Here is a 21,331-nt window from a genome sequence, read left to right as displayed (position 1 = left end):
AATATCGCAGAAAAGGTCTTCCCGGGCGGAAAAGGGTTGCTGCCCTTCTTTGGGGTGTTGTTGAGGTACATGCGAGACTTCACACGTGACCAGCGCCCCCACCAAACCCACCCAATCCTCGCCTGACCGGATCCAGAGCATCCAACGCCGCACCTTGGGCGTGCTGTCGGCGGCCCAGATCATGGGCGGCGTGGGGGTCGCGGTCGGGCTCGCGCTCAGCTCGGTCGTCGTGGACGAGCTGTCGGGATCCACGGTGATCAGCGGCTTCGCGGGGACCGCGACCACGCTCGGCGCGGCGCTGCTGGCCCTGCCCACCGCAAAGGCCTCCGGCAGGGGCGGGCGCCGCGCGGGGCTCACCCTCGCGTACGCGGCCGCGCTCGCCGGCAGCGTGATCTCGGTGGCCGCCATCAGCCTGCGCACCTGGCCGCTGCTCCTCGCCGGGCTGGTGCTGGTGGGCGGCGGCAGCGCGGGCGGCCTGGCGGCGCGCTACTCGGCCACCGACCTGTCGCCGAAGGGCCGCTCGGCCCGGCACCTGTCGCTGGTCGTCTGGGCCGCGACCATCGGCTCCGTGGCCGGCCCCAACCTGGCCGAGCCCGCCGACCTGATCGGCACCCAGCTGGGGCTGGTGCACAAGGCGGGCCCGTTCGCGTTCGCGGCGCTCGCCTTCACCCTGGCGATGATCATCATCCTGGGCCTGCTGCGCCCCGACCCGCTCCGGCTGGCCCGCCGCCTGGACGGCACGTCCGAGGACGGACCCGCCGGGAACCGGACGATCCGCACCGCCTGGGACACCCTGCGCACCACCCCGGCCGCCCGCCGCGCCCTGGTCATGATCGCGGTGAGCCACACGGCCATGGTGTCGGTCATGTCGATGACCCCGGTCAAGCTCCACCACGACGGCTCCACGCTGGACGTCATCGGCCTGGTGATCAGCCTGCACATCGCCGGGATGTACATGCTCTCGCCGCTCGTCGGCTGGCTGGCGGACAAGGCGGGCAAGGTGCCCGTGCTGCTGCTCGGCTCGGCGCTGCTGGTGACCGCCGCCGCGCTCGCCGGCACCGCCGGGCACCGGGTCGGGCAGGTGACGGCGGCGCTGTTCCTGCTCGGCCTCGGCTGGTCGTGCGGGCTGGTCGCCGGCTCGGCGCTGGTCACCGAGTCGGTGCCGATCGAGCGCCGCCCCTCCGTCCAGGGACTGTCCGACCTGATCATGAACGTCTGCGGCGCGACCGGCACGATCGTCGCGGGCGCGATCGTCGGCGTGCTGTCCTACGGCGTCCTGGGGCTGGCCGTCGGCGTCATGGTCGCCCTCGCCGGGCTCTGGCTCCTCGCGGTGCGCTCCCGGCCATGACCGGGATCACTTCGCGTCGCCGTAAGGCTCATTTGGCATCGCCGTAGCAGGTGACGGCCACCGCCTCCATCGGGAAGCGGACCGGGGTGTCGCCGAACAGCAGGCGGGTGGCCTCGGCCGCGGCCGCCTGCACCGCCGCGACCGCCTCGTCGGCCTGCTCGCGCGGGCAGTGCACCATCACCTCGTCGTGCTGGAAGAACACCAGCCTGGCCGGCTCGGGCAGCAGCCCCCGCAGCACCGCGAGCAGCGCGAGCGCCCACTCCGCCGCGGTGCCCTGCACCACGAAGTTGCGGGTGAAGCGGCCCCGGTCGCGGGCCGCGCGCCCGCCCTCGGGCCCCGACACGAGCTCGCGCCAGCGCGCCGACGGCGGCGGGCTGGTGCGGCCCAGCCACGAGCGCACCAGCCGGCCCTCCTCCCCCGCCTTGGCGGCGTCCTCCACGAACTGGTAGGCCTTCGGGAAGCGCTGCCGCATCACGGGCAGCAGCTTGGAGGCGTCGCCGCTGGTGCCGCCGTACATCGCCGACAGCATGGCGATCTTCGCGTGGTCGCGCTGCCCGCCGAAGGACGTGGCGAGCGCCGAGTAGAGGTCGATCTCGCCGGCCGCCCTCGCCAGCCCGACGTCACCGGCCATGGCGGCGAGCACCCGGGGTTCGAGCTGGGCGGCGTCGGCCACGACCAGCGTCCAGCCCTCGTCGGCCACCACCACGCGGCGCATGACCTTGGGGATCTGCAGGGCGCCGCCGCCGCTGGTGGCCCACCGCCCGGAGACCACGCCGCCCACCACGTATTCGGGGCGGAACCGCCCGCCGCGCACCCACTGGTCGGCCCACGCCCACCCGTGCGCGCTGAACAGCCTGGCCAGCTCCTTGTAGGCCAGCAGCGGCGCCACGGCGGGATGCTCGACCCGCTTGAGCTCCCACGACCGGGTGCTCTTGAGCTCGACCCCCGCGTCCTTGAACGCCTTGACGAGCTGGCGCACCGAGTCGGGGTTGACCGGGCGGCCGAACGCCGCGGCCACCTCGTCGGCCAGCGCCTGCAGCCTGGCCGGCCGCATGCCGTGCACGGGACGCGGCCCGAGCAGGCCGGTCAGCAGCTCGTCGTGCAGGTCCTTGCGCCACGGCATGCCCTCGTGCGTCATCTCGGCGGCGACCAGCGCGCCCGCGGACTCGGCGGCCACCAGCAGCCGGAACCTGCCCGGCTCGGGCAGCGCCGCGACGCGCCGGAGCTGGTCGGCCAGCACCTCGGCCACCGCCTCCGCCGCCATCGGCTCGGGCGCGAACAGCGTGCCCGGCGGGCTCGGCGCCTCCTCCGGCACGGGCAGCCCGCGCAGCCGCGCGTGGGCGGCCCGCGCCGTGCGGCTCTCGCCGTGGCGGCCCTCGTACGCCAGCAGCAGGCCCTCGGTGAGCGCGAGGTCGTGGCAGCGGCCGACCCGCACCCCTGACTCCAGGAGCGCCGGATAGCTCTCGCGCGTGTCGGCCCACACCCACCGGGGCCGCTCGGCCGCCTCGATCTCCCGCACGGCCGCGGCCAGGTCGGCGGGACGGCTCACCTCGCCCCCGACCGGGAGCACCGTCTCTCCGGCGACCACCACGTACACGTGCTCAAGGGTGCCAAACGGCTACGACAGACTGATGCGCACCTCGTCCTCGACGGGCGGCTCCAGCTCCTGGTCGAGGCAGCCGGTGACGGCGAAGCAGCGCAGCGTCAGCTCCTGCGGCGTCACCGAGGCGTGCAGGAAGTGCTTGAAGAACGGCGGCGCGTCCCAGTCGGACAGCTCCGACAGGAAGCGGTGGTTGGTCTTGCCCACGGGCAGCCGCAGCGGCCACGGCCAGGCGCCGAGCAGCCGCGCCGCCCACCGCATCCGGCGGGTGACCTGGACCGGACCCTCGGGCGTGCGGGGCGGCTCGTTGCCGATGCGCTCCGCCGAGATGCACACGGCCTCCCGCGGCCGCAGGTAGAGCCACCTCATCCGGAGCCTGCGGGCGTAGAGGTGGCTGTAGTACGACAGCGAGTCGCCGCGCAGCGGGTAGCACTTGAAGTCGTCCTCGGCCACCCCAGCCACGTCGACCCGGTCGATGGTGTGCGTGGCGTGCATGAACGCGCCGCCGCCGCCGGAGACGACGTACTGGATGACCCGGTCGCCCACCCGGACCGGGTAGCGCTGGTAGTTGTGCACGTCGCCGCCGATGGCCGCGACGTAGCGGTGGGCCGGGTCGCGCACGATGTCGTCGATCGTGCCGCCGCCCTCCAGCGCCGACGGTTTGTACGCGTTGTTGACGTAGATCGGCTTGCCGGTCACCAAGATCTTGGGGCGCGGGTCGAGCGAGACCCGGCGCAGCCAGGCGGTCTGGCCCTCGTCGATGACGTTCTTGATGCCGGTGTCCACGCCGACGATGAGCAGGCTGTCGGTCTCGATCGCCCAGTAGGGCCCCGGCTGGGCTCCCTGCTGGGACGGCCGGCCGCGCAGCGCGCGGGACTCCTTCAGCAGGGCCTCGTCGATGGTCTCCGGCTTGCGCCAGAGCAGCCCGCGCAGGCCGCGGTCCGGCTTGGGCTTGAGGGCCGGCGCGTCGCAGAAGACGCGCATGAAGCCGCCGAGGCCGTCGTACCAGTCGTGGTTGCCGGGGATCGCGTAGATGGGGGCGTCGTAGTCCTTGTACGGGCGGAAGAATTTGGGGCCGTACTCGTTGCCGGATCCGGTCGGATAGATCACGTCGCTGGCGATGACGGCGAAAGCGGTGCCGGCGCCCACTTTCAGCATCGGGGGGACGACGGCGTACTGGGAGGCGTCGCCCTCGCCGGTGTCACCCAGCAGGAGGAAATCGAAATTTCCCTTTACTGGCGGCCTGATGCGAAATTCCGGATCGACCCCGCGAACTTCCTGTTCCGCCACCCACCGCGCCCGCACCTCGCCCGACGGATCCCCGAACAGCCCCGCCAGGATCTCGTTGCGCGAGCGCCACAATGTTCTCGCGTTGAGCCAGGTGAAACCCCGGTCATCCGGTCTTAACGCCGCGAATGTGCCCATCTGCGAGCAGGCCCATCCCGCTCCTTCCTCAGACTCCCGCGAAGAGAGCCTTTTTCCACGCTCGGCCGCCGCTTCCACCATGACCACATCTTTACCTCACTCAACCCTTCACGCATCATGGACGCTCTGTGCCGTGAAGAACACAGAAGGTTCACAATGGTGTACCCTCACCCCCCAAGCAAGCGGTTGGGACCACCGAGGGGAGGCTCCCATGACGCGTAACGGCCCGGACGACGCGACCCGGAGGGGAACCGCGGAGACGGCCGAGATCGAGGGCCTGCTCGCCCTCGCCGCCACCCGCCCGAAGTGGGGCAGGGCGGCACTGAACGTCATGAGCGAGGCGATCGCCAAGTGCAGGGTCCTCCGGCGCAGATTCCCCGGCGAGCACGACGCGCTGCTCGCCCGCTGCCTCTGGACGGCGGCCCTGATGCTGCTCGACCGGCACCAGGCCGTCGAAGCCCTCCCGCTCGCCCAGGAGGCGGTGGCGCTCACGCGCGAACGCGGCGGCGCCCCCCTGGTGCAGGCGCTGCGCCACCTGGCGAGCGTCGAGGAGGCGCTCAACCGCTTCAGCGAGGCCGCCGCGACCCTGGAGGAGGCCGACCGCGACAACCGGCCGCCGGGCTGACGGCCTCCGCCGAACTGACGGCCTTCACCGGGCTGACGGCCTCCGCCGAACTGGCGGCCTGCGCCGGACTGACGGCCTGCGGGCTGAGGGTCTACGGGCCGGCGACCAGCGCGCCCGGGTTGAGTATCCCGGCGGGGTCGAGGCGGGCCTTGACCGCCTGGAGCACGGCGACTCCCAGCGGCCCGATCTCGGCGGCGTAGGCGTCGCGGTGGTCGCGGCCGACCCCGTGGTGGTGGGAGATCGTGCCGCCGGTGGCCACGATGGCCGCGTTCACCTCGGTCTTGGCCCGCTCCCACTGCGCCACCGGGTCGCCGTCCTGGGGGGTGACGACGGTGAAGTAGAGGGAGGCGCCGGTCTCGTACACGTGCGAGATGTGGCACATCACCAGCGGCGAGCCGAGCGCGCCGAGCAGCGCGAGCCGGACCGCGTCGTAGAGCCGGGGCAGGTCCGCCCAGAACCCGGCGGTCTCCAGCGTCTCGACGGTGGCCCCGGCGGCGAGCAGCGAGTCCCGCAGGTACGGCGCGGAGAAGCGCCCGTGCTCCCACGCCCGCCCGGGCTCCTCCCCCAGCGGCTCGCCGCCGAGCCGGGCCAGCACGGCCCCCGCGGCCTCCCGCCGCACGGACACCGACGCGCCCTCGTAGCCCGCGACCAGCAGGCACCCGCCCGAGCCGCCCGAGCCGATCGCGTCCGGCTTGGCCAGCCCGATCATCGTCTCGGTCTCGTCCGACAGCCGCAGCACGGCGGGCGTCGGCCCCTCCTGGGCGAGCGCGCGCACGGCCGCCGACCCGGCCGTCCAGTCCGGGAAGCGCCAGCCCTCGTAGACCCGCTCGACGGGGGCCCTGCGCACGCGCAGCCGCAGCGCGGTGATGACGCCGAACGCGCCTTCCGAGCCGAGCACGAGCTGGCGCAGGTCGGGGCCGGCCGCCGACTTGGGCGCGCGGCCGAGTTCGAGCGTGCCGGAGGGCGTGGCCAGGGTGAGGCCGACCACCATGTCGTCGAAGCGGCCGTAGCCGGCGGAGGCCTGGCCGCTGGAGCGGGCCGCGGCGAAGCCGCCGAGCGTGGCGTACTCGAAGGACTGGGGGAAGTGGCCGAGGGTCAGCCCATGCGCGGCGAGCAGCCGCTCGGCGTCGGGGGCGCGCACGCCCGGCTCGAACTCGGCGGTCATCGACTCGGCGTCCACCGAGCGCAGCCGGTCGAGCCGCGCCAGGTCGAGCGCGATCACGCCGGCGAAGCCGTCGCGGGCGCTCGCGGCGAGCCCGCCCACCACCGAGGTGCCGCCGCCGAAGGGCACGACCGCCACGCGCTCGCGGGCGCAGAGGGCGAGCAGGGCGGCGACCTCCTCGTGCGAGCCGGGCAGCACCACGGCGTCGGGCGCGTCGGAGCCGTCGCCGGCCCGGATACGCAGCAGGTCGGGCGTGGACTTGCCGCGCGTGTGGCGGACCCGCTCCTCGTGCCCGGTCCGTACGTGCTCCGCCCCCACGACCCCGGCCAGCGCCTCCAGCTGGGCCGGGGTGAGGGCGACCGGCGGCAGGCGTACCGACTCCAGGGCGGCGGCCGGCGCGTCGGGGGCCCGCACGCCCAGGAGGTCGCGCAGCAGCCCGCGCACCTGTTCGGGCAGCTCGCGGGCCTTGGCGGGGTCGCCCCAGCCGCACCACAGCATCGGTTCTCGGGTCATGCGTACACTGTGACACATGACGGCTAATCGTCACAATGACGGCGTTCTGGACGCGGCCCGCGACTGCGTGCTGGCCTACGGCGTGCGCAGGACGACGCTCACGGACGTGGCGCGGCGGGCCGGCGTGTCCCGGATGACGCTCTACCGCCGCTGGCCCGACGTGCGCACCCTGGTCGCCGACCTCATGACGCGGGAGTGGGTGCGGGTGCTGTCCGGGCTCGACCTCGGCGACCCGGTCCCGGCGGTCGTCGCGGGCGTACGGAGCCTGCGCGCCCACCCCCTCTGGCGCAAGATCGTCGAGGCGGACCCCGACCTGCTGCTCCCCTACCTGCTCGACCGGCGCGGCGCCACCCACGAGGCCGTGCTGGAGCTGCTGGAGCCCGCCGTCGGCGACCCGGCCAGGGCGCGGGCCGTGCTGCTGGTGGCCCAGTCGTTCCTGCTGTCGGCGCCCACCATGCTCGACCCCGTCACCATGGACGAGCTCGACGCCGAGCTCGCCGCCCTGCTGGAGGCCTATCTTGGACAGTTCGCTCAACGCCGCCCGCCGCGCCCGTGAGCTGCGCAGGGTCGCCGAGGAACGGCTCGACGTGCTGGTGGTCGGGCTGGGCGCGACCGGTGCGGGAGCCGCGCTGGACGCCGCCGCCCGCGGCCTGCGCGTGGCCGCCATCGACGCGCACGACCTGGCGTTCGGCACCTCGCGGTGGAGCTCCAAGTTGATCCACGGCGGGCTGCGCTACCTGGCGAAGGGCCAGGTGGGCGTGGCGCACGAGAGCGCCGTCGAGCGCGGGATCCTGCTGCGCAGGACGGCTCCGCACCTGGTCAGGGCGCACCCGTACGCGCTGCCGCTGACCCCCGCCGTGTCACGGAAGCAGGCCGCGCTGGTGATGTCCGGCTACCGGCTCGGCGACGCGCTGCGGGCCGCCGCCCGCACCCCGCGCCGCCTGCTGCCCGGCCCGTCCCGGCTGGACGCGGCGCGGGCGCACACGCTCGTCCCCGTCGCCCCCGCGGGGAGCCTGCGGGGCGCGCTGCTGTCCTGGGACGGCCGGCTGCTCGACGACGCCCGCCTGGTGGTGGCGATCGCGAGGACCGCCGCCGCGCGCGGGGCCCGCGTGCTGACCCGCTGCCGCGCCCTGCGGCTCACTCATTCGGGCGGCGGGACGACCGTCGCCGTGCGCGACGAGCTGACCGGCGAGGAGTTCGAGCTCCGCGCCCGCACGGTGATCAACGCCACCGGCGTGTGGGCCGGGACCCTGGACCCCCGCGTACGGCTGCGCCCGTCCCGTGGCACGCACCTCGTGCTGCGGCCGGGGACGCTGCCCGGCCTGATCGCCGGCGTACATCTACCCCTTCCGGGCGAGACCAACCGGTTCGCCCTGGTGCTCCCCCAGCACGACGGCCGCGTGTACGTCGGCCTCACCGACGAGCCCGTGGACGGGCCGGTGCCCGACGTGCCCGAGGCCCCCGAGGAGGACGTCACAGCGCTCCTGGAGGTGTTGAACGGGGTTCTCGGGACTCGAGTGGCCAGAGAGGCGGTCGCGGGCGCGTACGCGGGCCTGAGGCCGCTCCTGGCTGCCGACGGCGCCGGGGACGACGCGGCAGACGGGCGCACGGCCGACCTGTCCCGGCGGCACGCGGTGCTGTCGGAAGGCGGCCTCGTCACCGTCGTCGGCGGAAAACTCACCACATACCGTCGCATGGCGGAGGACGCGGTTGATCGTGCGGTTACGTGCGGAAACCTGCGGGCAGGACGGAGCAGCACCCGGCGCATCCCGCTCGTGGGCGCGCAGCCCCTCGCGGCCGACGGCGTCCCCGCCCGGCTGACGGAGCGCTACGGCGGCGAGGCGGCCGCCGTCCACGAGCTCGTACGGGCGCACCCGGAGGAGGTCGGCCTCGGCATCACCGTGGGCGAGCTCCTGTGGTCCGTCCGCCACGAGGGCGCGCTCGACGCGAGCGACCTGCTGGACCGCCGGACCAGGATCGGCCTGGTCAAAGAGGACAGGGAGCGCGCTCTGCCCGCGACACGTGACGTGCTGGCGCGAATCCCCCACCTCTGATGTCGCCGATCCGTTAGGTTAGTCTTACCTAATTCACAGGCGAACGAGGAGGACCGGCGTTGGGGAAGGGCTGCGACCATCCGCTCGGGTGCCACAGCGGGGAGGTGCCGACTCTCGCCAGCGCCACCGTGGGCGCCCGGCTGTGGCTGCTCGTCGAGTATCCCGGCCCCTGGCCCTCCCACCTGGAAAGCTTCGAACTTCCTGAAGAAATCTCAGAACTCGTCCGCAGGGCGCTCGAACGCGGTATCAGGCCCCAGCTGATCCGCCGTCCAGGCCGCCGGACCCGCCCGCGGGAGCAGGGGATCCGTGTGCTACTCGCGTACGCGGCAGGAGAGCGTCCCTGGCTCGCGAGCGGCATCGTCGCAGGTCCCGAAGATCTTGACCTGGACGCGCTGGTGGCCGGAGTGGTCCCAGGGTCCTGCATACTGGAAGACGAGCCGGTATTTCTGGTCTGCACGCACGCCAAGCGCAATGTGTGCTGCGCCCGCATTGGACTACCCCTCGCTCGGTCCCTGGCCGAAAACTTGCCGGACAGAGTATGGGAAACGTCACACGTTGGCGGCGATCGCTACGCCGCCAACCTCGTGTGCTTGCCACACGGAATTTTCTACGGCAGCATGTCTCAGGCTGCTGCACTGGCAGCGGCTAACGCGTACCGGTCGGGCGAGGTCATCCTCGACCGCTACCGGGGACGCGCAGGCATCCCTGAGCCATTGCAAGCCGTCGAGCACTTCGCCCGAGCCCATACGGGAGAGTGCTCCGTCGGCGCGGTGGCCGTGGAATCCTCCAGGACGGACGGCGACGTCACCGAAGCCATCGTGCGGGTGCGCACGAAGCGGCACGGCGACGTACGGTTCCAGGTTGTGGTTGAGCCATCGGCGTTCACGACGCCGTGTGGTACGGCTTGCGCCGAGACGATCATGACCTACCGGCTGGTTTCGCTGGACAGGCTCACGCCTGTGCGGTACGCCACGCCCGCCCTCGCCTGATCAGGGAACATCACGGCTCCTCCTTGCGTTGGAACAGTGACGCCAAAAGCGTCCAATGCGGCTCAATTACCGAAATACCTCTCACGAAGGTGGTTTTCTCATGTCTCAGGTACGTCGGCAGCTCGCCCGCCCGCGCCCCAGCTGGGGTTGGCAGGATGATGCCGCGTGCCGGGGTGAGGACCTCGTGCTCTTCTTCGGCCCCGACGGAGAGCGGCAGCCCGAGCGTGACGTACGTGAGCGGAAGGCCAAGGCGATCTGCGCCCAGTGCCCCGTCCGCAACGAGTGCCTTGACTACGCGCTGTCCCGGCCGGAGAAGTACGGCACGTGGGGCGGTCTCAACGAGGACGAGCGCGCCAGCGAGCGTCGCCGTCGCATGCGCCGCGCGGCCAGCGCCGGCATCTCCGCGGCCTGACACCTCACCCGGCAGCAACGCCATCATCGCGTGATCACGTAGTTGTTCCGATGAACCGGAGCCTGGCGTCCCACGACCAGGCTCTGGCGAACCCGGTCGGGACAACTGCCTGATCAGGCGCACACGAACCACGAGGAACCCGACGCACGGCGGCCCCCACTAGCCGCCGGGCGCTCGGGTTCCTCTCGTTTTCCGCCTTCGACGAGGGTGACCCCTGATCGGGGGTCGCCGGCCGTGCGCGTTAGAGTGCCCGGCATGGCACGGACGAAGCGGACTCCGGTGACGGCCGACGATCTGCTGCGGGTCGTCCACCTGGCCGTCGACCTGCTCGCCGGCGCGCCCGCGGGCGCGTGGGAGCGCAGGGCGGGCTCGCTGGAGTGGACGTGCCGCGAGACCGCCGACCACCTGGCCGACGACCTGTTCGCCTACGCCGCGCAGCTCGGCCCGCGACGTCCGCCGCTGGATGGCTATGTCCCCTTCGCGGTGAACGCCCGCCGGGAGGGCGCGCCCGTGGAGACCATCCGCACGCAGCCCGAGGCCGGGCCGGAAGGGCTGCTGCAGGTGGTGGAGGCGTGCGGCGCGCTGCTGGCCGCGATGGTGCGCACCGCGCCGCCGGACGTGCTCGCCCATCACGGGTTCGGCGACGCCGATCCCGAGGGCTTCGCCGCGATGGGGCTCGTGGAGACGCTCGTGCACACGTACGACCTGGCCGAGGGGCTCGGCCTGACGTGGGAACCACCCGCGGAGGTGTGCGCGCGGGTGCTCGCCCGGCTCTTCCCCGACGCCCCCGAGGACGCCGAGCCGTGGCCGGCGCTGCTGTGGGCGACGGGACGCGCCGAGCTTCCTGGGCGCCCGCGCCGCACGGAATGGCGCTGGTACAGCGCGCCCCGGGACTGACCGGCGGCCCCGGCCTCACACGATGAGCCCGGCCTCACACGATGAGGTCGTCGAACTCCCCGTCCTTGGCCCCGAGCACGAACGCGGCGATCTCCGCGGGGGTGTAGACCAGGGCCGGCCCTTCGGGGAAGCGCGAGTTGCGCATGGCGATCTCCCCGTTGGGCAGGGTCGCCACCTCGACGCAGTTGCCGTTGGGGTTGCTCCGCTTGCTCTTGCGCCAGACGACGGGAAGGCGGCCGGCGGGGGTTCCGTTCCGGAACTCGTGCATGGGGGCGGCTCCTCGCGATCTTACGGATGCACGTGCATCCGCGTTTGCGAAAGGACAATACGGCAGCACGAAGACCTCCATATACCGGACGACCAAAAATCCGGTATGGAGTGGATCACAGGGATATCAGCAGGTCATGAAATGAGACGTTCCAGGAAGCGGCGCGTCTCCCTGGGCGTCTCCGCCTGGACGCTGAGCCGGTCCATGACCTCCATGTAGTGGTCGGAGTCGGCTGGTTTGTCCAGGTAGAGGGCACTGGTGAGCTGTTCCATGTAGACCACGTCGGGCAGCTCGCGCTCCGGGAAGCGCAGGATGCTGAACGGCCCGCCCGCCGCCGCGTGCCCGCCCCGGTCGAACGGCATGACCTGGACGGTGATGTTGCGCTCGGCCGTGACGTCCAGCAGGTGCGCGATCTGGGCCCGCATGATGTCGGGCCCGCCGAGCGTGCGCCGCACCACCGCCTCGTCGATGACGGCCCACAGGGTGAGGCCGCTCTCCAGCCGCCGCTGCCGCATGGTGCGCAGCGCGACCCGGCGGTCCAGCTCGGACCTCGTCGCCTTCTCGTGGGCGAGCTCGATGACCGCCCGCGCGTAGCCGGCCGTCTGCAGCAGGCCGGGGACGAACTGGTTCTCGTAGGTGCGGATGCTCGACGCGGCGCCCTCCAGGCCGATGTAGACCTCGAACCACGTCGGCAGCACGTCGCCGTACTTGTGCCACCAGCCCGGGGCGTTGGCCTGCTTGGCCAGGTCGAGGAGCTGCTGGCGCTCGCCGGTGTCGGTGACGCCGTACAGGGTGAGCAGGTCGGCCACATCACGCTGCTTGAAGCTCACCTGACCGAGCTCCAGCCGGCTGATCTTGGCGTGAGAAGCGCGAATCGAGTATCCGGCGTCCTCCCGCGAGATACCCTTCTCCGTACGGAGCCGGCGAAGCTGGGTTCCGAGGAGGATCCGCAGCACCGTCGGGCTCCCCGGCGCATAGCTGAGAAGCTTCCCCTCCGCGCTCTCTGCGCTCACCGTACCGCTCCTAGATCATCTGCACGTGCAGATGCGATTCGCATCCGTAAACTACGAAAAGTCTTGCATTGGTAAGCGCTCCCCGTAAAGATGGGCATTGGATCACCAGACCGCGCTTCGGGGGCCAGAATGACGACTTTCGACGCTCGGCCGCAAGCCGCCATCGGTTCCCGGCCTCCCGGCTGGCTGTTCTCCATCTTGGTGGACGGCCTCGCCGGTGAGTGTGACGCTGTCTTCCCCTTTCAGGAACGGACGGCGCTGGAGCCCGCCTGCGTCGCCACCGCCCGCCGCTTCGTGGACCGGACGCTGGGCACGTGGGGCGTCGGCGACATCGCCTTCGAGTGCCAGCTCGTGGTCTCCGAGCTCGTGACCAACGCGATCCGGCACGGCGGCGGCGCCGCCCAGCTCCGGCTGCTGACCCACGGCCCCGAGCTCGCCTGCGTCGTGACCGACCACAGTCGCACCGTGCCGGTGGCCGCCACGCCCGACGTGTTCTCCGAGTACGGGCGGGGCCTGCGGCTGGTCGACGCCCTCTGCAGCGGCTGGGGCTGGCTCACGACCGGCGCCAGCCGCAAGTGCGTCTGGGCCGTGCTCGCCAACTGAGCGAAGGCTCTGCTCAGACCTGTCCCAGCAGGTCCAGCACGTCGGCGTCGCTGAGCTGCTCGAAGTGCACGTACCACTGGCCGACCGCGCGGAAGTCCACCGGCGTGAGCAGCACCACCACCTCGTCGGCCTCGTGGCGCAGCGACTCCACCGTGCCGAGCGCCCCCACCGGCACCGCCAGCGTCACCCTCGCGGGCCCGGCCGCGGCCACCGCCCGCAGCGCCGCCCGCGCCGTGCCGCCCGTGGCCAGGCCGTCGTCCACGACGATCACCTCGCGGCCCGCCAGCGCGGGCAGCGGCCGGTCACCCCGGTAGACGCGCACCCGGCGGGCCAGCTCGCGCCGCTCCTGCTCCACCACGTCCGCGACCGACTCCGGCGTCATGCCGAGCCGGCGCAGCAAGGTCAGGTCGAACACCGGCTCGCCGCCCTCGGCGACGGCGCCGACGCCCAGCTCGGGCTGCCGCGGGTAGCCGATCTTCCTGGTCACGAGCACGTCCAGGGGCACGCCGAGCCGGCGCGCGATGGGCGCCGCCACCGCCACGCCGCCGCGCGGCAGCGCCAGCACCACGGGATCGTGGACGTCCAGCAGCCGCTCGGCCAGGCGCCTGCCGGCCTCGGCCCGGTCCGCGAAGAGCTCCATGCTCTCTGCCTACCCACCAGCCCCCGTCCCTCGCCCTCCGGCCCTGGTCAGGGCCGGAGGGGCGACGGGGCGTGCGGCGTCAGGGCCGGCTACGGCCCGAGCGGCGCATCTCCTTCGTGATGATCTTCCACTTGTTCTGCTGCTCCTTGCGCAGCCGCGCGTCCGTCCTGGACGCCATCCAGGCCGCCTCCCGCTGCAGCTTGCGCCAGCTCTCCAGACGCCGCTCCGGCAGCTCTCCGCGCTCCAGGGCGGCCACCACCGCGCAGCCCGGCTCGCCGTCGTGCCCGCAGTCGCCGAATCTGCACCGCTCCGCCAGCTCCTCGATGTCGGAGAAGACGAGGTCGACGCCCTGGTTCATGTCGTACAGGCCGATCCTGCGGATGCCCGGCGTGTCGATGACGATGCCGCCGCCGGTCAGCGGGATCAGCTCCCGGTGCACGGTGGTGTGGCGGCCGCGGCCGTCGGCGGCGCGTACCTGCTGGGTCTCCATGACCTCCGCGCCGGCCAGCGCGTTGACCAGGGTGGACTTGCCGGCCCCGGACGGGCCGAGGATGACCGCGGTGCGGGAGCCGCCGAGGTAGGAGCCGACCAGCTCGACCCCCTCGCCGCGCAGCGACGAGACGGCGTGCACGTCCACGCCGGGCGCGGCCGTGCGGACGTCGGCGAGCAGGTCGTCGAGGCCGTCGTCGAACAGGTCGGACTTGGTGACGAGCACGACCGGCGTGCCGCCGGACTCCCAGGCGAGCGCGACCAGCCGCTCGATGCGGCCGAGGTCGGCGAAGTCGGTGGAGTGCATGGACGGCTCGGCGACGAAGACCACGTCCACGTTGGCGGCGAGCACCTGGCCCTGGCCGTCGCCGGACAGGCCGCCGACCGAGTCGCGGCTCACTCCGCCACGGACGAACGCGGTGCTGCGCGGCAGCACGGCGTCGAGCTCGTAGCGGCCCTCGGGCAGCAGCCGCAGCGCCGCCCAGTCGCCGACGCAGGGCAGCGCGACCGGGTCGGCGGCCGAGGCCCGGCGTACGGGCGCGGAGTAGCGGACGTGGTGCTGGCCGTCGGCCGCGATCACCTCGGCGGCGCCCCGGTCCACCCGGGCCACCCGGGCGGGAACGGTGTCGTCGGGCAGCTCGGCGGCACGCGAATCGGTCCAGCCGAGCAGGGAAAGGTCAAAAGAAGACACTGGAGTGGAAACCTTTGATCGAGAAGGAAGAGAAGAGCCGGGGCGGCGTCTAGCCGCGCGCCCGGAGGTGGACTGACGGAACGCAGAACAGGACGACCCGCATGGTCCTCACCTCCTCGATCGTTGGAACGGGACGACTCTACGCATCCCGCTCCCGGTAGGCAAACCTTTTTGGTCTGGCGTGTCGTTGAACCGCCCCCGGCCGGCTCCCCGTACCTCCTCGCGACGGACACGAGAAAGGGGAGCACATGCGGACGAGCACGTACCCCCCGCCCTCGGCCGACGGAGCCACCGCGCAGGGCAAGCCGCGCGCACGCCACTGGATGCGGCGCGTGCGACCGGAGCACGAGGTGCCCGACGACGAGGTGGCCGTGTCCGCGCTCTACCGGGAGTATCACGGCCCGCTGATGGGCTTCGTGATCCGGCTGACGGCGGGCGATCGGCAATGGGCGGAGGACGTGGTGCAGGAGACCATGATCCGGGCCTGGCGCAGCGCCGAGCGGCTCGACCCCGACGCGGTCTCGCTGATGCCCTGGCTCGCCACGGTGGCCAGGCGGATCGTGATCGACGACCGGCGCCGCAGGGACGCGCGCCCGCGGGAGTCGGGCGACGGGCCGCTGGAGAGCATGCCCGTGCCGGACGAGATGGAGGGACTGCTGCACCAGGTGGTCGTGACAGAGGCGCTGAAGGCGCTGTCCCCGGCCCACCGCGAGATCCTCAACGAGACGATCCTGCGGGACCGGTCGGTGAACGACGCCGCCGCGGCGCTCGGCATCCCGGTGGGCACCGTCAAGTCCCGCGTGTACTACGCCGTGCGCGCGCTGCGGATCGCGCTGGAGGAGAGGGGGGTGACGGCATGACGGCGGGAGTCGAGCACACGGACGTGGGCGCGTACGCGCTCGGCCTGCTCGAAGAGGAGGACAAAGCGGCGTTCGAGACCCATCTGCTGCACTGCGGCGGCTGCCGGGCCGAGCTCTCCGACCTGGCGGGTGTCGCCAGCGCGCTGGACGGCCTCGCTCCCGTGCGGGACCTGTTCCCGCCCGGCGACGACTCCGCGCCCGGCCCGGCCATCGACCTGATGCGCCGCAAACGGGCCGCCGACCGGCGGACCCGCAGGGGGACGTTCATCATCGGGATGGCCGCCGCGGTCACGCTGGTGGCCGGCGGGCTGACCGTCGGCACGCAGCTCGCCGGGGGCAGCACCGCCCAGCTCGCACGGGACCATTCCGGTCACGCCAGCCACATGGGACCGGCCGAGCAGTTCTACGCCGACGGGCGGCCCATCGAGGGCAAGGGCGTGGACGGCGTCACCGGCGGGCTCGTGGTCGAGTCCAAGGGCTGGGGCACGCACGCCGCGCTCAGGCTGGCCGGCGTCAAAGGGCCGCTCCAGTGCGAGCTGGTCTCGGTCGGCCGGGCGGGCGAGCGGCGGGTGATGACCGGCTGGGCCGTGCCCACGGCCGGGTACGGCGTGCCGGGCTCGCCCGATCCGCTCTACATGCACGGCGGCAGCGCCACGCCGCTGAAGGAGATCGACCACTTCGAGGTGGTGACCTCGACGGGCAAGCGGCTGCTGACCGTCCGGGTCTGAACGCGAGGGGTTGTCCATGCCGGTACGAAGATCAGCCGTTTCCCGCCTGATGCTGGCCGCCGCGCTGCTCGCCGACCCGGCCGCCTTCCACGCCGCCGTGCGCGACGCCCGGGGCTCGGTCCGCGGCCGCCTGCACCGCCTGTCGCGCCCCGTCGACCTGAACGGCGTGCTCAACGGCCCCGACCAGGCCACCCTCGCCGCGGCGACGACTTCGCGGGGACGGGCGACGTGGTGGCTGCGGCCCGCGGGCGCGGCCCTCGCGTACGCCGCGTCCTGGTCCGGCGCCCCCACGCCGGTGACCGGCGGTCTGGTGGCGCGCGAGGGCGTCACCAGACCGGCCTCGGTGAGCCTGTTCGCGGGCGCCCTGCCGCGGAACGTGACCGGCGTCTCGGGGGTGACGCCGGTCCCGCCCGAGGTCCTGCGGCGGATCGCCGCCGCCCCCAACCGCTGGGACGCGGTGCTGCGGACGCCGGGTCCGCCGGTGCGCGCGCGGCTCGGCGGCGGGCCGGTCACGCACCCGCGCGCCCTCACGGCGCCGGTGCTGCGCGGCGAGCAGATCTACACCTGCGCGCGGCAGCCGCCGGGCGCGTACGCCTTCGCCCAGCTCGGCGTGGCGGCCACGCTGCGCCGAGGCATCGAGCACACGTACGTGACCCCGGGCAGCGGCCCGCCGCAGTGGGTCGCGCCCGACGGCAGCGCGGTGCGCGGCTCGGTCGTCACCCGGACGCCGAACGGCGACGGCGTGATCCCCGAGCTCGTGCTGGACGCCGCCCAGGCGGGCGCGGCCGACGGCCTGCTCGCGCGGGTCGCGCAGATCCTGCGGGTCAACACCACGGGCGGCACGGCCCCGGCGGGGCCCTGCGAGCCCGGGACGGAGGCCAGGGCGCCGTACGGCGCCGACTACGTCTTCCTGAGCTGAGGCCCGGCGGGGGGCGACTCGGTCCCGTCCCCCCCCGGCCGTCCCCGGCCGTGCGGCGCTCCCCGGAGCACCGCGCGGCCACCGCGAGCGGGGCGATCCGGCCTGCTCCGCTCGCGCCGGGCGCCCCGCCGCACACGGAGCCCGTGCGGCGGGGCGTTCGCGCGCTCTCGGCTTACAGGCCGGGGGCCGGGAACTGCGAGGTGAGCTCGCTGACCTCGCGGTGAACGCGGGCGATGACGTCCTCGGCGTCGCCCTTGGCGAGGGCGGTGACGACCTCGTCGATCCAGGCGCCGATCTGCCGCATCTCGGCCTCGCCCATGCCGCGCGAGGTGACCGAAGGCGTGCCGATGCGGATGCCCGACGGGTCGAACGGCTTGCGCGGGTCGAACGGCACCGTGTTGTAGTTGGTCTCCAGCCCGGCCCGGTCGAGCGCCTGGGCGGCCGGCTTGCCGCCGATGCCCTTGGGCGTGAGGTCGAGCAGGATGAGGTGGTTGTCGGTGCCGCCGGAGACGAGGTCGAACCCGCGGCTCGCCAGCTCCTCGGCCAGCGCCTTGGCGTTGGCGACGATCTGGTGGGCGTAGTCGCGGAAGGCCGGCTGGGCGGCCTCGTGCAGCGCGACGGCGATGGCGGCGGTGGTGTGGTTGTGCGGGCCGCCCTGGAGGCCGGGGAAGACGGCCTTGTTGAGCGCCGTGGCGTGCTCGTCGCTGGTCGCCATGAGCATGGCGCCGCGCGGGCCGCGCAGCGTCTTGTGGGTGGTGGTGGAGATCACGTCGGCGTGGCCCACCGGGGAGGGGTGGGCGCCGCCCGCGACGAGGCCGGCGATGTGCGCGATGTCGGCCGCCAGCACGGCGCCGACCTCGCGGGCGATGGCCGCGAAGCCCTCGAAGTCGATGGTGCGCGGGATGGCGGTGCCGCCGCAGAAGATGACCTTGGGCCGGTGCTCCAGGGCGAGCTCGCGGACCTCGTCGAGGTCGACGCGGCCGGTGTCCTTGCGCACGCCGTAGCGGACGGAGTTGAACCACTTGCCGGTGGCCGAGACCGACCAGCCGTGGGTGAGGTGGCCGCCGAACGGCAGGCCCATGCCCATCACGGTGTCGCCCGGCTGCAGGAACGCCAGGTAGATGGCGAGGTTGGCGGGCGAGCCCGAGTAGGGCTGGACGTTGGCGTGGTTGACCCCGAACAGCGACTTGGCGCGCTCGATGGCCAGCGTCTCGATCTGGTCGATGACCTGCTGACCCTCGTAGTAGCGCTTGCCGGCGTAGCCCTCGGAGTATTTGTTGGTCAGGACGGTGCCGGTGGCCTCCAGCACGGCCTTGGAGACGTAGTTCTCCGAGGCGATCAGCTTGACCGTGTCGGCCTGGCGGCGCTCCTCGGCCTTGATGAGGTCGGCGATCTGCGGGTCGACGCTAGCGAGAGAACCCATGACTCCCCTGTCATCGTTGACGACTGCGAAGACCCAGGCGCCCGGCCTCCGCTCCTTTCGCTCCCTGGTGGTCGATCCCACCCAATGCGCCAGTCGCGTCTCGCTGTAGACGATAGCGGATGCGGCGGTGGGCTTTCCCCGCTCCGATCAGCGCATCCGCCCCGCTCGTACGGTCAGGCCGGGGTGATCGGTACGTCGCGCAGGACGCCGAGCACCCTGAGGTCGACGTCGACCGTCTCCACGTCCTGGGGGACGTTCTCGAAGATCGCGTACATGCGCATCTGATCGCCGCCGCCGAACGGCGCGGCGGCCATGTCGGTGCACTGGCAGGAGCCGTTCTTGACGGCGGGGCGGATCGGTTCCGCGACGCCGGGCTCGCCGGACCCGCCTCCCCGCGCCTCCCAGGGGCGGAGCACCGCGAGCGTGGCGGCGTCCACCGGCACCGCGGAGCGCCCCATGAGCAGGTCCATGAGCTGCTGGGCGCTCGGCCGTCTGGCCGGGTCCTTGTCCAGCGCCCGCTCCACGAGCGGCCGGACGCGCTCGTCCAGCCCGTCCAGCGCGGGGGCGTGGTGGATCACTCGGTAGACGACCTCCGCCACCCCGCCGGTGCCGAACGGCGGCCGGCCGGTGCCCGCGTACGCGACCAGCGAGCCCCAGGAGAAGACGTCGCTCGCGGGGGTGGCCTGCTCGCCTCTCGCCTGCTCGGGCGACATGTACGCGGGCGTCCCCATCCCCTGCGCCAGGGTCGCGGGCGCGTGCCCGGAGGTGTCGGCGAGCTGGGCGATGCCGAAGTCGATGACCCGGGGCCCGACGGGGCTGAGCAGCACGTTCGACGGCTTGAGATCGCGGTGCACGACGCCCGCCTGGTGGATGGCGGTGAGCGCGGTGGCCACGCCGATGGCGAGCGCCTCCAGGTTCGCGCCGGTCAGCGGCGCCTGGCGGACCACGGAGGCGAGGTCGGGGCCCTCGACGTACTCGGTGGCGAGGTAGGCGACGCCGCCGTCGAACCCGGCGTCCAGCACGGGCGCGGTGCAGAACCTGGCGACCCTCCTCGCCGCCTCGGCCTCCTTGCCGAACCTGCGGCGGAACTCCTCGCGGGCGGCCAGCTCGGGCCGCATGGTCTTGAGCGCGACGCGCCGCCCCGACGCGTCCTCCGCCAGGTGCACCACGCCCATGCCGCCCTCGCCCAGCTTGCTGAGCACGCGGAAGGGTCCGACCTGCTGCCGCATGACGTCCATCGGGGGGATTATCGCGAAGATCCCCGCTATTTGGTACGGCTTTCTCCCGGCCACAGCCGATCGACCTCGGCGTTGAGAATCGCCCCGATGAGCACGGCGAGGGCCGTGATGTAGAGCCACAGCAGCACCGCGATGGGGGCGGCCAGGGAGCCGTACACGGAGACGGGCGAGAACCAGGCGGCCAGCACGGCGCGCAGCACGGCGGCGCAGACGATCCAGAGGAACAGGGCGAGGATCGCGCCGGGCAGCTCCCGGAACCACCGGGTGCGCACCGGGACGCTGACGTGGTAGAGGACGGTCAGGAAGAGCACCGACCCGATGGTGACGACGGGCCAGTAGAGGATGTCGATCATGACGCCGTACTGCGCGGGGAGCGCGTCCTTGAGCAGCGTCGGGCCGACGACCAGGATCGGCATGATGATGATCGCGATGACCAGGCCCACGACGTAGAGGCCGAAGGACATGAGCCGGGTGCGGATGATGCCGCGCTCCTCGCCGAGGCCGTAGGCGACGGAGATGAGGTCCACGTAGACGTAGAGCGCCCGCGAGCCGGACCACAGCGACAGCAGGAAGCCCAGCGAGATGATGGACACCTTGCTCGCGTTGTCGCTCAGCACGTCGGTGATCAGCGGGTTGACGACCTTGTTGACGGCCTCCTGGGTGAACAGCAGGCCGGCCTGATGGATCACCCAGGTCTTGACCTCGTCGACCACGCCGCCGCCCACCCAGGTGCCGATCTTGCCGAGCACCCCGATCAGGCCGAGCACGAACGGCGGCAGCGACAGCAACGCGAAGAACGCCGCCTCCCCCGCCAGCCCCGTCACCCGGTAGGCGACCCCGGCGTTGGTCGAGGCCCGGACGATCGCCCACGCGTTGGTGTCGAGCACCCAGCTCAGCCTGGCCCGGGCATGCCTGACCAAGCCTTTTTTCGGCCGCTTCTTCAGCCGGGAAGGCGCATCGGTGGACGTCATGGCACCCAACGTTCGCAGTGGTTCTTCGGGACAGCTTACGTCCCTGGCCCCTGCCCTAGTCGAGGTCCACGATGCGGGCTCCCAGCGGAAGGAGGGAGACGGGCACCAGCTTGAGGTTGGCCACGCCCATCGGGATGCCGATGATGGAGAGGAACAGCGGGATCGAGGTGACGACGTGCCCGATGGCGAGCCAGACGCCGGCCACCACGAACCAGATGATGTTGCCGATCAACGAGAACACCCCGGCGTCCGGATCGCGCACGACGGTGCGGCCGAACGGCCAGAGCGCGTACGCCGCGATCCGGAACGAGGCGATGCCGAACGGGATGGTGACGATCAGGATGCAGCAGATGATCCCCGCCAGCGCGTAACCGATCGCCAGCCAGATCCCCGCGAACACCAGCCAGATGACGTTCAGCAGAGTGCGCATGCCTTCAGCATGTCACCCGCCGGGCGGCCACCG

The 21,331-nt window shown here is 72.7% G+C and carries 22 protein-coding genes; 11 read left to right on the top strand and 11 right to left on the bottom strand.

Going from position 1 to position 21,331, the window contains the following annotated elements; all coding sequences use genetic code 11:
• Window positions 1-85 precede the first annotated feature (85 nt).
• A complete protein-coding gene (locus ACBR40_RS17805; protein ID WP_371249436.1) occupies window positions 86-1,348 on the top strand; it encodes an MFS transporter in 1,263 nt (420 codons plus the stop codon).
• Window positions 1,349-1,376: 28 nt separating this feature from the next.
• Here ACBR40_RS17805 and ACBR40_RS17800 read toward each other — a convergent pair whose 3' ends face one another.
• Both ACBR40_RS17800 and ACBR40_RS17795 read right to left on the bottom strand, forming a co-directional pair.
• Complete coding sequence (locus ACBR40_RS17800; RefSeq protein ID WP_371249435.1) at window positions 1,377-2,945, bottom strand: bifunctional 3'-5' exonuclease/DNA polymerase; 1,569 nt, start codon at window positions 2,943-2,945, stop codon at window positions 1,377-1,379.
• 21 nt (window positions 2,946-2,966) lie between these two features.
• Window positions 2,967-4,373: a metallophosphoesterase gene (locus ACBR40_RS17795; protein WP_344212173.1), complete on the bottom strand. Its 1,407-nt coding sequence runs from the start codon at window positions 4,371-4,373 to the stop codon at window positions 2,967-2,969.
• Between the two features lie 211 nt (window positions 4,374-4,584).
• Here ACBR40_RS17795 and ACBR40_RS17790 point away from each other — a divergent pair, with 211 nt between their 5' ends.
• Window positions 4,585-4,998, top strand: a complete 414-nt coding sequence (locus ACBR40_RS17790) for a hypothetical protein (RefSeq protein WP_344212175.1) — start codon at window positions 4,585-4,587, stop codon at window positions 4,996-4,998.
• A gap of 91 nt (window positions 4,999-5,089) precedes the next feature.
• Here the strand turns inward: ACBR40_RS17790 and ACBR40_RS17785 are convergent, their stop codons facing one another.
• Window positions 5,090-6,658 carry an FAD-binding oxidoreductase gene (locus tag ACBR40_RS17785; RefSeq protein WP_371249621.1) on the bottom strand — a complete coding sequence of 523 codons (1,569 nt, stop codon included), beginning with the start codon at window positions 6,656-6,658 and terminating at the stop codon, window positions 5,090-5,092.
• Window positions 6,659-6,689: 31 nt separating this feature from the next.
• On the opposite strand from ACBR40_RS17785, the gene ACBR40_RS17780 reads away from it, so the two are divergent.
• From ACBR40_RS17780 to ACBR40_RS17760, 5 genes are all read left to right on the top strand, one after another.
• Window positions 6,690-7,229: a TetR/AcrR family transcriptional regulator gene (locus ACBR40_RS17780; protein WP_371249434.1), complete on the top strand. Its 540-nt coding sequence runs from the start codon at window positions 6,690-6,692 to the stop codon at window positions 7,227-7,229.
• Window positions 7,192-8,727 (top strand): glycerol-3-phosphate dehydrogenase/oxidase, encoded by a 1,536-nt coding sequence (locus ACBR40_RS17775; protein ID WP_371249433.1) that lies wholly within the window; start codon window positions 7,192-7,194, stop codon window positions 8,725-8,727. Before ACBR40_RS17780 ends, ACBR40_RS17775 begins: the two co-directional genes overlap by 38 nt.
• 104 nt (window positions 8,728-8,831) lie before the next feature.
• On the top strand, window positions 8,832-9,716 hold the full coding sequence (locus ACBR40_RS17770) for a sucrase ferredoxin (RefSeq protein WP_344212181.1): 885 nt from the start codon (window positions 8,832-8,834) through the stop codon (window positions 9,714-9,716).
• A 100-nt stretch (window positions 9,717-9,816) separates the two neighbouring features.
• Complete coding sequence (locus ACBR40_RS17765) at window positions 9,817-10,128, top strand: WhiB family transcriptional regulator (RefSeq protein WP_080036407.1); 312 nt, start codon at window positions 9,817-9,819, stop codon at window positions 10,126-10,128.
• Window positions 10,129-10,383: 255 nt separating this feature from the next.
• Entirely contained in the window at window positions 10,384-11,025 is a 642-nt protein-coding gene (locus ACBR40_RS17760) for a maleylpyruvate isomerase N-terminal domain-containing protein (protein WP_371249432.1), read from the top strand.
• Window positions 11,026-11,059: 34 nt separating this feature from the next.
• Here ACBR40_RS17760 and ACBR40_RS17755 read toward each other — a convergent pair whose 3' ends face one another.
• Window positions 11,060-11,293: a DUF397 domain-containing protein gene (locus tag ACBR40_RS17755; RefSeq protein WP_091082158.1), complete on the bottom strand. Its 234-nt coding sequence runs from the start codon at window positions 11,291-11,293 to the stop codon at window positions 11,060-11,062.
• Between the two features lie 134 nt (window positions 11,294-11,427).
• Window positions 11,428-12,306 carry a helix-turn-helix domain-containing protein gene (locus ACBR40_RS17750; protein WP_371249431.1) on the bottom strand — a complete coding sequence of 293 codons (879 nt, stop codon included), beginning with the start codon at window positions 12,304-12,306 and terminating at the stop codon, window positions 11,428-11,430.
• Between the two features lie 129 nt (window positions 12,307-12,435).
• Here ACBR40_RS17750 and ACBR40_RS17745 point away from each other — a divergent pair, with 129 nt between their 5' ends.
• Window positions 12,436-12,909, top strand: a complete 474-nt coding sequence (locus ACBR40_RS17745) for an ATP-binding protein (protein WP_344212188.1) — start codon at window positions 12,436-12,438, stop codon at window positions 12,907-12,909.
• Window positions 12,910-12,922: 13 nt separating this feature from the next.
• Here ACBR40_RS17745 and ACBR40_RS17740 read toward each other — a convergent pair whose 3' ends face one another.
• Together ACBR40_RS17740 and rsgA are read right to left on the bottom strand one after the other, a co-directional pair.
• On the bottom strand, window positions 12,923-13,549 hold the full coding sequence (locus ACBR40_RS17740; RefSeq protein WP_371249430.1) for a phosphoribosyltransferase: 627 nt from the start codon (window positions 13,547-13,549) through the stop codon (window positions 12,923-12,925).
• Between the two features lie 79 nt (window positions 13,550-13,628).
• The gene (gene rsgA / locus ACBR40_RS17735; protein WP_371249429.1) at window positions 13,629-14,729 is read right to left on the bottom strand and encodes a ribosome small subunit-dependent GTPase A; all 1,101 of its coding nucleotides are present in this window, start codon (window positions 14,727-14,729) and stop codon (window positions 13,629-13,631) included.
• Between the two features lie 371 nt (window positions 14,730-15,100).
• On the opposite strand from rsgA, the gene ACBR40_RS17730 reads away from it, so the two are divergent.
• From ACBR40_RS17730 to ACBR40_RS17720, 3 genes are read left to right on the top strand one after another with little or no spacing between them, the layout of a single operon-like run.
• Window positions 15,101-15,589 carry a sigma-70 family RNA polymerase sigma factor gene (locus ACBR40_RS17730; protein ID WP_329592387.1) on the top strand — a complete coding sequence of 163 codons (489 nt, stop codon included), beginning with the start codon at window positions 15,101-15,103 and terminating at the stop codon, window positions 15,587-15,589.
• A complete protein-coding gene (locus ACBR40_RS17725) occupies window positions 15,586-16,317 on the top strand; it encodes a zf-HC2 domain-containing protein (protein ID WP_344212194.1) in 732 nt (243 codons plus the stop codon). The genes ACBR40_RS17730 and ACBR40_RS17725 overlap by 4 nt, the downstream gene beginning before the upstream one ends.
• 16 nt (window positions 16,318-16,333) lie before the next feature.
• Window positions 16,334-17,236 (top strand): DUF3455 domain-containing protein, encoded by a 903-nt coding sequence (locus tag ACBR40_RS17720; RefSeq protein ID WP_371249428.1) that lies wholly within the window; start codon window positions 16,334-16,336, stop codon window positions 17,234-17,236.
• 172 nt (window positions 17,237-17,408) lie between these two features.
• Here the strand turns inward: ACBR40_RS17720 and glyA are convergent, their stop codons facing one another.
• The 4 genes from glyA to ACBR40_RS17700 form a co-directional block, all read right to left on the bottom strand.
• Window positions 17,409-18,659 carry a serine hydroxymethyltransferase gene (glyA, locus tag ACBR40_RS17715; protein ID WP_344212198.1) on the bottom strand — a complete coding sequence of 417 codons (1,251 nt, stop codon included), beginning with the start codon at window positions 18,657-18,659 and terminating at the stop codon, window positions 17,409-17,411.
• A gap of 173 nt (window positions 18,660-18,832) precedes the next feature.
• Complete coding sequence (locus ACBR40_RS17710) at window positions 18,833-19,897, bottom strand: serine/threonine-protein kinase (protein ID WP_371249427.1); 1,065 nt, start codon at window positions 19,895-19,897, stop codon at window positions 18,833-18,835.
• A 26-nt stretch (window positions 19,898-19,923) separates the two neighbouring features.
• Window positions 19,924-20,868: a YihY/virulence factor BrkB family protein gene (locus ACBR40_RS17705; protein ID WP_371249426.1), complete on the bottom strand. Its 945-nt coding sequence runs from the start codon at window positions 20,866-20,868 to the stop codon at window positions 19,924-19,926.
• Window positions 20,869-20,923: 55 nt separating this feature from the next.
• Entirely contained in the window at window positions 20,924-21,298 is a 375-nt protein-coding gene (locus ACBR40_RS17700; RefSeq protein ID WP_371249425.1) for a YccF domain-containing protein, read from the bottom strand.
• Window positions 21,299-21,331 lie beyond the last annotated feature (33 nt).

Origin of the sequence: Nonomuraea sp. AD125B, assembly GCF_041402765.1 — a bacterium.
Lineage (GTDB): Bacteria > Actinomycetota > Actinomycetes > Streptosporangiales > Streptosporangiaceae > Nonomuraea > Nonomuraea bangladeshensis.
This window is presented reverse-complemented; position numbering and strand designations above follow the sequence as displayed.

What these genes read in the sequence shown, in the direction of transcription:
- ACBR40_RS17700 (WP_371249425.1), bottom strand. Translation starts at nt 21,298, where the DNA reads ATGCGCACTCTGCTGAACGTCATCTGGCTGGTGTTCGCGGGGATCTGG.
- ACBR40_RS17710 (WP_371249427.1), bottom strand. Translation starts at nt 19,897, where the DNA reads ATGGACGTCATGCGGCAGCAGGTCGGACCCTTCCGCGTGCTCAGCAAG.
- glyA (WP_344212198.1), bottom strand. Translation starts at nt 18,659, where the DNA reads ATGGGTTCTCTCGCTAGCGTCGACCCGCAGATCGCCGACCTCATCAAG.
- ACBR40_RS17745 (WP_344212188.1), top strand. Translation starts at nt 12,436, where the DNA reads ATGACGACTTTCGACGCTCGGCCGCAAGCCGCCATCGGTTCCCGGCCT.
- ACBR40_RS17705 (WP_371249426.1), bottom strand. Translation starts at nt 20,868, where the DNA reads ATGACGTCCACCGATGCGCCTTCCCGGCTGAAGAAGCGGCCGAAAAAA.
- ACBR40_RS17765 (WP_080036407.1), top strand. Translation starts at nt 9,817, where the DNA reads ATGTCTCAGGTACGTCGGCAGCTCGCCCGCCCGCGCCCCAGCTGGGGT.
- ACBR40_RS17760 (WP_371249432.1), top strand. Translation starts at nt 10,384, where the DNA reads ATGGCACGGACGAAGCGGACTCCGGTGACGGCCGACGATCTGCTGCGG.
- ACBR40_RS17795 (WP_344212173.1), bottom strand. Translation starts at nt 4,373, where the DNA reads ATGGGCACATTCGCGGCGTTAAGACCGGATGACCGGGGTTTCACCTGG.
- ACBR40_RS17790 (WP_344212175.1), top strand. Translation starts at nt 4,585, where the DNA reads ATGACGCGTAACGGCCCGGACGACGCGACCCGGAGGGGAACCGCGGAG.
- ACBR40_RS17780 (WP_371249434.1), top strand. Translation starts at nt 6,690, where the DNA reads ATGACGGCTAATCGTCACAATGACGGCGTTCTGGACGCGGCCCGCGAC.
- ACBR40_RS17720 (WP_371249428.1), top strand. Translation starts at nt 16,334, where the DNA reads ATGCCGGTACGAAGATCAGCCGTTTCCCGCCTGATGCTGGCCGCCGCG.
- ACBR40_RS17755 (WP_091082158.1), bottom strand. Translation starts at nt 11,293, where the DNA reads ATGCACGAGTTCCGGAACGGAACCCCCGCCGGCCGCCTTCCCGTCGTC.
- ACBR40_RS17725 (WP_344212194.1), top strand. Translation starts at nt 15,586, where the DNA reads ATGACGGCGGGAGTCGAGCACACGGACGTGGGCGCGTACGCGCTCGGC.
- ACBR40_RS17740 (WP_371249430.1), bottom strand. Translation starts at nt 13,549, where the DNA reads ATGGAGCTCTTCGCGGACCGGGCCGAGGCCGGCAGGCGCCTGGCCGAG.
- ACBR40_RS17785 (WP_371249621.1), bottom strand. Translation starts at nt 6,658, where the DNA reads ATGCTGTGGTGCGGCTGGGGCGACCCCGCCAAGGCCCGCGAGCTGCCC.